Origin of the sequence: Actinoplanes sp. NPDC026670, assembly GCF_040638175.1 — a bacterium.
Classification (GTDB): Bacteria; Actinomycetota; Actinomycetes; order Mycobacteriales; family Micromonosporaceae; genus Actinoplanes.
The window spans coordinates 40,607-46,727 of the sequence record NZ_JBEZXU010000086.1; the positions used below are offsets into that span (position 1 = coordinate 40,607).

General features: G+C 71.9%; 3 protein-coding genes. 2 read left to right on the forward strand and 1 reads right to left on the reverse strand.

The genetic code is table 11. From position 1 onward, the window contains the following. Nucleotides 1-633, reverse strand: a complete 633-nt coding sequence (locus tag AB0E94_RS46785) for a response regulator transcription factor (RefSeq protein ID WP_360341170.1) — start codon at nt 631-633, stop codon at nt 1-3. 100 nt (nt 634-733) lie between these two features. Here AB0E94_RS46785 and AB0E94_RS46790 point away from each other — a divergent pair, with 100 nt between their 5' ends. Both AB0E94_RS46790 and AB0E94_RS46795 read left to right on the forward strand, forming a co-directional pair. Then, the gene (locus AB0E94_RS46790; RefSeq protein ID WP_360341173.1) at nt 734-2,764 is read left to right on the forward strand and encodes a cellulose binding domain-containing protein; all 2,031 of its coding nucleotides are present in this window, start codon (nt 734-736) and stop codon (nt 2,762-2,764) included. A 59-nt stretch (nt 2,765-2,823) separates the two neighbouring features. Continuing rightward, on the forward strand, nt 2,824-6,006 hold the full coding sequence (locus AB0E94_RS46795) for a DUF4132 domain-containing protein (RefSeq protein WP_360341176.1): 3,183 nt from the start codon (nt 2,824-2,826) through the stop codon (nt 6,004-6,006). The last annotated feature ends 115 nt before the right edge of the window (nt 6,007-6,121 follow it).

The window sequence follows — 6,121 nt, forward strand, 5'->3', positions numbered from 1 at the left end:
TCACTCCAGCCGGTAGCCGAAGCCTCGCTTGGTGTGGATCAGTTCGGGGCCGACCTTCTGCCGCAGCCGGGAGACCAGGCGCTCGATCGTGTTCAGATCGCGGGACTCGCCCCACACGCTCTGCGCCAGCTGCTCCTTGGACAGCACCCGGCCGGCGTTGAGCAGCAGGTGGCGCAGCAGCCGGTACTCGGCGGGCGTGACATCGAGCGGCCGGTCGCCGCGCCACGCCTGGTAGACCACCTCGTCGAGGATGAGGTCGCCGTGGCGCAGCACCGTCTGGCGCAACTGGAGCCGCACCCGGGCGAGCAGCTCCGGGATCCGGCAGGGCTTGGTGACCCAGTCCTCGACATCGGTGCCGATCTCGGGCAGCAGCAGGTCGAGCGCGTCGCAGGTGGTCATGCAGATGACCGGCGGACGGTCGGCGAGGATCGGGCGGTGCCGGGCCAGGTCGTACATGTCGGGGATCGCGACATCGACAACGATCAGGTCGACGTCGTGGCACTGGAGGTGGGTCATGGCCGCGGCGCCGGTCGTGACCGCGGTGACCAGGTAGCCGGCCGCCGACAGGCGCTCGGCCAGCGACACCCGCAGCTGCTCCTCCGGGACGGCGACGAGCACATGCTGATTCCTCACCGGTCCAGCATGCCGCACCGATTTTGTTTCATTGACATCTTTCTTTTGTTACGTCGAAGATGGGAGCGCTCCCAACATCCCCCTCGTTCGTGGAGACACCGTGAAGATCCCCTCCCTCGCGAGCGCCGTGCTGCTCGCCGCGGTCACCGCCGTCCTCCCCTCGTCCACCGGCGCGTCCGCCGCCGCGGCCGCCGACACCCGGATCGACATCGACGTACGGGCCGGGCTGGCCACCGTCGGCGACACCGCGGTCGGCGTCAACCACGCCATCTGGGACTCCCAGCTCGGCACCCCGGCCGTCGCCGACCTGCTCAGCGACGCCGGCGTGAACATGCTGCGCTACCCGGGCGGCTCCTACGCCGACATCTACCACTGGCGCGACCACACCGCCCCCGGCGGCTACGTCGCGCCGAACACCGACTTCGACACGTTCATGGCCGGAGCCCGGCGCACCGGCGCCCAGCCGATGATCATCGCCAACTACGGCACCGGCACCGCCCAGGAGGCCGCCGACTGGGTGCGGTACGCCAACGTCACCAAGGGCTACGGCGCGAAATACTGGACCATCGGCAACGAGAACTACGGCAACGGCCATTACGGTTCGGCCTGGGAGGCCGACGACCATGCCGACAAGAGCCCCAAGGAGTACGCCGCCAACGTCGTCGCCTACTCGGAGGCGATGAAGGCCGTCGACCCGACGATCAAAGTCGGCGCCGTGCTGACCATGCCGGGGAACTGGCCGGACGGCATCATCGGCTCCGGCGACACCGGCACCTGGAACCAGGAGGTGCTGACCCGCGCCGGCTCGGCCATCGACTTCGTGGACGTGCACTGGTACCCGGGCGGTGCCACCCCGGCCGAGACCCTGACCCGGACCGCGCAGATCCAGGACGCCGTGTACCTGCTGCGCCAGCAGATCAACCAGTACGCGGGCGCCGGCGCGAGCCGGATCGGGATCAGCATGACCGAGACCAACGTCGAGGTCGGCCGCAACACCCAGCCCGGTGCGCTGTTCCTCGCCGACGTGTACAGCGGGCTGCTCGCCCAGGGTGTGTTCACCGTGCAGTGGTGGAACGTCCACAACGGCCTGGGCACCATCTCCGAGGTGGCCGGCGAGACCGACTACGGCGACTACGGGCTGCTGTCCAGCGGCAACTGCAACGCCGACAACACGGTCTGCCAGCCGGCGCTCAACACGCCGTTCGCGCCCTATCACGCGCTCTCGCTGGTCGGGGACCTCGCTCGGGCCGGCGACCGGTTCGTCGGGGCCGGCAGTGACAACGGGCTGGTCAGCGTGCATGCGGTGCGGCGGGCCAACGGGGATCTGGCGGTGCTTCTGGTCAACAAGGACCCGGGGGCGGCGCACACCGTGTCGCTCAACTATCAGGGGTTCACGCCGGCAGCGGGGGTGACCACGGTCGCCTCGTACCGCAACGGGGACGACGGCGTCGGCACCGCGGCCGTGGGCAGCGCCTCGGCGCAGACACTGGAGCCGTACTCGGTCTCGCTGGTCACGGTTCGCTCCGGGCGTACCGAATCAGGATCGCCGAAGGCGCCCGGCCAGCCTGCCGCGACGGTGACCGACCGGACCGCGACGATCTCCTGGCCGGCCGGCGCAGCCGGGCTGAAATACGAGGTGTTCCGGCAGAACGGCGGCGTCAGCGAGCAACTCGGCGAGACCACCGGCACCTCGCTGACGATCGGCAACCTGCAACCCGGCCGCCGGTACACGATCAACGTGCTGGCCCGCGACGGCGCCGGCCGTCAGTCGCCCGCGTCGCCGCCGCTGACCTTCACCACCGGCACCCCGGCGACCTCGTCGTGCACGGTCAAGTTCCGCGACATCAACGACTGGGGCAACGGGTACGTCGGCACGATCGACATCACCAACAACGCGACCGCCCCGGTCAACGGGTGGACCCTGGCGTTCACCTGGCCGACCGGCTGGCAGAGCGTGAGCAGCGGGTGGAGTGCCACCTGGAACCAGGACGGCCGCACGGTCCGGGTGACCAGCGACGCCGCCCTGGCCGCCGGGGGCACCGCCAGCGTCGGGTTCGTCGGCAACTACAGCGGGCCCAACGTGCTGCCGGCCGTGTTCACCCTCAACGGCACGGTCTGTACCAGCGCTTAGGGTTTCTGTCGTACCCCGCCGCTACTCTTCGGGCTGTTCGTCACGGGAGGGTGGTCCGGGTGGGTGTCGTCAAGCGCAACAGGTTCGTGCGTCGTGGCAGTGTGGATGCTCCGCCGTTCGTGATCGACACGAGCGGCGGGGCCTCCGCCGGGCAGCTTCTGGCCGATCATCACGCTGAGCTGCCACCGGTTCTCGACGAGCCGGGCACGCCCCGCGAGATCGCCGTGGCCGCCCGCGCCTGGCTCGACGACGATCCCGGCGCGCCGCCGCTCGGGGCGGCCGCGGTCGTCGTGGCGCTGAGCCCACACCTGTGGCGCGCATACCGGGAGCACGGCCCGCTCAGCCCGTTCGCCGATCTCTGGCTGGCCCGCCGCGGGCTGGTCTTCGCCGCGTGCGCCGCGGTCGAGCTCGCCATGCTGGCCACCAACGAGCGGACCCGCCTCAACCCGGCCCACTTCGGTCCGCTCTACGTCACCGAGACATCGCTGGACCAGCCCGGCTTCCGGGGGCCGGTGCAGCAGATCCTGCTCCGGGTCCGGGCCGCGATCGCTGTCGCGCCTGACAGCGACCATGCGGAGGTGCTCGCCGCGCTGCGGCCCTACCGAGACCGGGGCTGGAGCGCATCCGTCGCCACCTCGGTGCTGCTGCCCGGCGAGCTGGAGTGGGTCGAGCACGACGTCGCCACCGCAGTCCTCACCCAACCGGTGGCCGAGCTCCTGCTGCTCGCCGCGGGCACGAGGGCGCAGGTGGATGTCCTCGCCCCGCAGATCACCGCCTGGTATTGGCTGCCGGTGCTGCCGTTCGTCGCCACCATCGCCGAGGGCGCCGGGCCGGGCGCCACCAGCGGGCTGCTGACCTGGCTCGACACCTCGCGCCTGTCCACCGAGGTTCATCAGCGGATCCTGTCCGTCCTCGCCGAGCTCGACGGCGACGAGGTGATCACCGCGCTGCTGGCCCGGCTCGACCGGAAGCATGTGCCGGGCGCGCTGCTCGACGCGGCCGCGCGTTTCCCGGCCCGGGCCATGCGGCTGTTCGCCGAGGCCGGCACGCCGCTGTTGCGCGCCCATGTGCTGTCCCATCTCGACCTGGTCGACGAGGTCCTGCCGTCGCTGACGCCCGCGGCCGCCGAGCGGGTGCGTGACCTGGCCGCCGCCGCGGCCGCCGTCACCTACGCCCCGGTCGGGGCCGTGCCGCCAGTCCTGACGAGCCCGCCCTGGCTGACCCGGGCCAAGCCCGCGAAACCTGTCGTGATCACGGGCCTGAGCTGCGACGACCCGGCGACCGTCGAGTGGCGTGACGGCGAGCGCGACAGGTGGCTCAACACGCCGTATGGCCGGGAGCAACCCTGGATGACGTGGGAGCAGATCACCGAGGCCGTCGCGTCCGGCCGCAACGAGTGGCTGGCCGCGATGCTGTTCGCCGACGGCCCGGAGGAGCTGATCCGGCCGCTGCTGCCGACCTGGCGGGCGAGCCGGGGGCACGTCTACGACCAGTGGGTCAAGGTGGCCGCCGCCCGGTTCGACAGGGCCGCCCTGCCTCTCGTTCACGACGCCGCCGAGCAGTCGATCACGATGACCGACGCGCTGTTGCCGTATTCGTCACCGGCGATCGCGTTGCTGATGGCCGACCGGTTCACGCGGGTCAAGCGGGCCCGCCCGGCGGCGTACTCCTGGCTCCAGCGACACGCCGCGTCGGCCGCCCGGGCACTGGTGCCGGCCGCGCTCGGCAAGGCCGGCCCGGCCCGGCGGCAGGCCGAGACGGCGCTGCTCGCGCTGCCCGCCGACACGGTGCACGCGGCAGCCGCCGGCTACGGGCCGGAAGCCGCCGCAGCGATCGCCGCGCTGCTGGCCCGCGACCCGCTGACGCTGCTGCCCGCCCGCCTGCCGGCGACCCCGGCGTGGGCGGTGCCCGCGATCCTGCCGCCGGTGCGGTTGCGCGACGGCTCGGGGGTGCTGCCGCCGGCCGCCGTCGAGGCGCTGATCACCATGCTGGCCGTCTCCCGGATGGACGAGCCGTTTGCCGGCGTCGCCCTGGCCGCCGACGCGTGCGAGCCCGCTGACCTGGCCGGGTTCGCCTGGGGGCTGCTCGACTCCTGGCAGCTCGCCGGGGCCGACCCCAAGCAGAGCTGGGTGCTCGACGCCCTGGCGCTGCTCGGCGACGACACGACGGTCCGGCAGCTCACCCCGCTGATCCTCGCGTGGCCCGGCGAGGGCGGGCACACCAAGGCGGTCGCCGGGGTCCGGGTGCTGGCCACGATCGGCTCCGACACGGCGCTGATGCGGCTCTACGGCATCTCGCAGCGGGCGAAGTTCAAAGGGCTCAAGACGGCCGCCGAGGAGAAGATCATCGAGGTTGCCGACGGGCTCGGGCTGACCGCCGAGCAGCTGGCCGACCGGCTGGTCCCCGACTTCGGGCTGGCCGCCGACGGCAGCCTGACACTCGACTACGGGTCGCGGCAGTTCACCGTCGGGTTCGACGAGCAGCTCAAGCCCTACGTGTCGGAGGCCGGTGGGAAACGGCTCAAGGCGCTGCCGAAACCGTCGAACCCGGTCGCCGAGCAGGCGCAGAAACAGTTCGCCGCGCTGAAGAAGGACGTCCGCACCGTCGCCGCCGACCAGGTCCGGCGGCTGGAGCAGGCGATGGTCACCGGCCGCCGGTGGACACCCGACGAGTTCGCCCGCTACTTCGCCGGACACCCGCTGCTGTGGCACATCGTGCGGCGGCTGGTCTGGACCGTGTCGGACGGCAGTTCGTTCCGGGTCTCCGAGGACCGCAGCTACGCCGACGTGACCGACGAGCCGTACACCCTGCCCGCCGACGTCACGGTCGGGGTCGCACATCCGCTCGACCTCGACGCCGGGTGGGGCGAGGTCTTCGCCGACTACGAGATCCTCCAGCCGTTCCCGCAGCTCGGGCGGGAGGTCTACACCGAGGCCGACCTCAAGGACGTGGTCGGGGCCGAGGTGCCGACCACGCGGGTGCTCGGGCTGGAGAGGCGTGGCTGGCGGCGGGAGACGCCACAGGACGCCGGCGTGCAGAACCGGATCGAGCGGGTCATCGCCGGGTGCACCGTGACCGTCGAGCTCGACCCGGGCATCCCGGTCGGCCTCCCCGACGGGCTCGGCGACCAGACCCTGGAGGCGGTGCACGTCCAGACCACGGCGGGGCGGCAGTCGTTCGGCGTGCTCGGCCCAATCGCCACGTCAGAGGTGATCCGAGACCTCAAGTTCGTCACGAGCTAGCACCCTCACCACACCGCCACACCGCCACACCGCCACACCGCCACACCGCCACACCGCCACACCGCCACACCGCCACACCGCCACACCGCCACACCGCCACACCGCCACACCTACG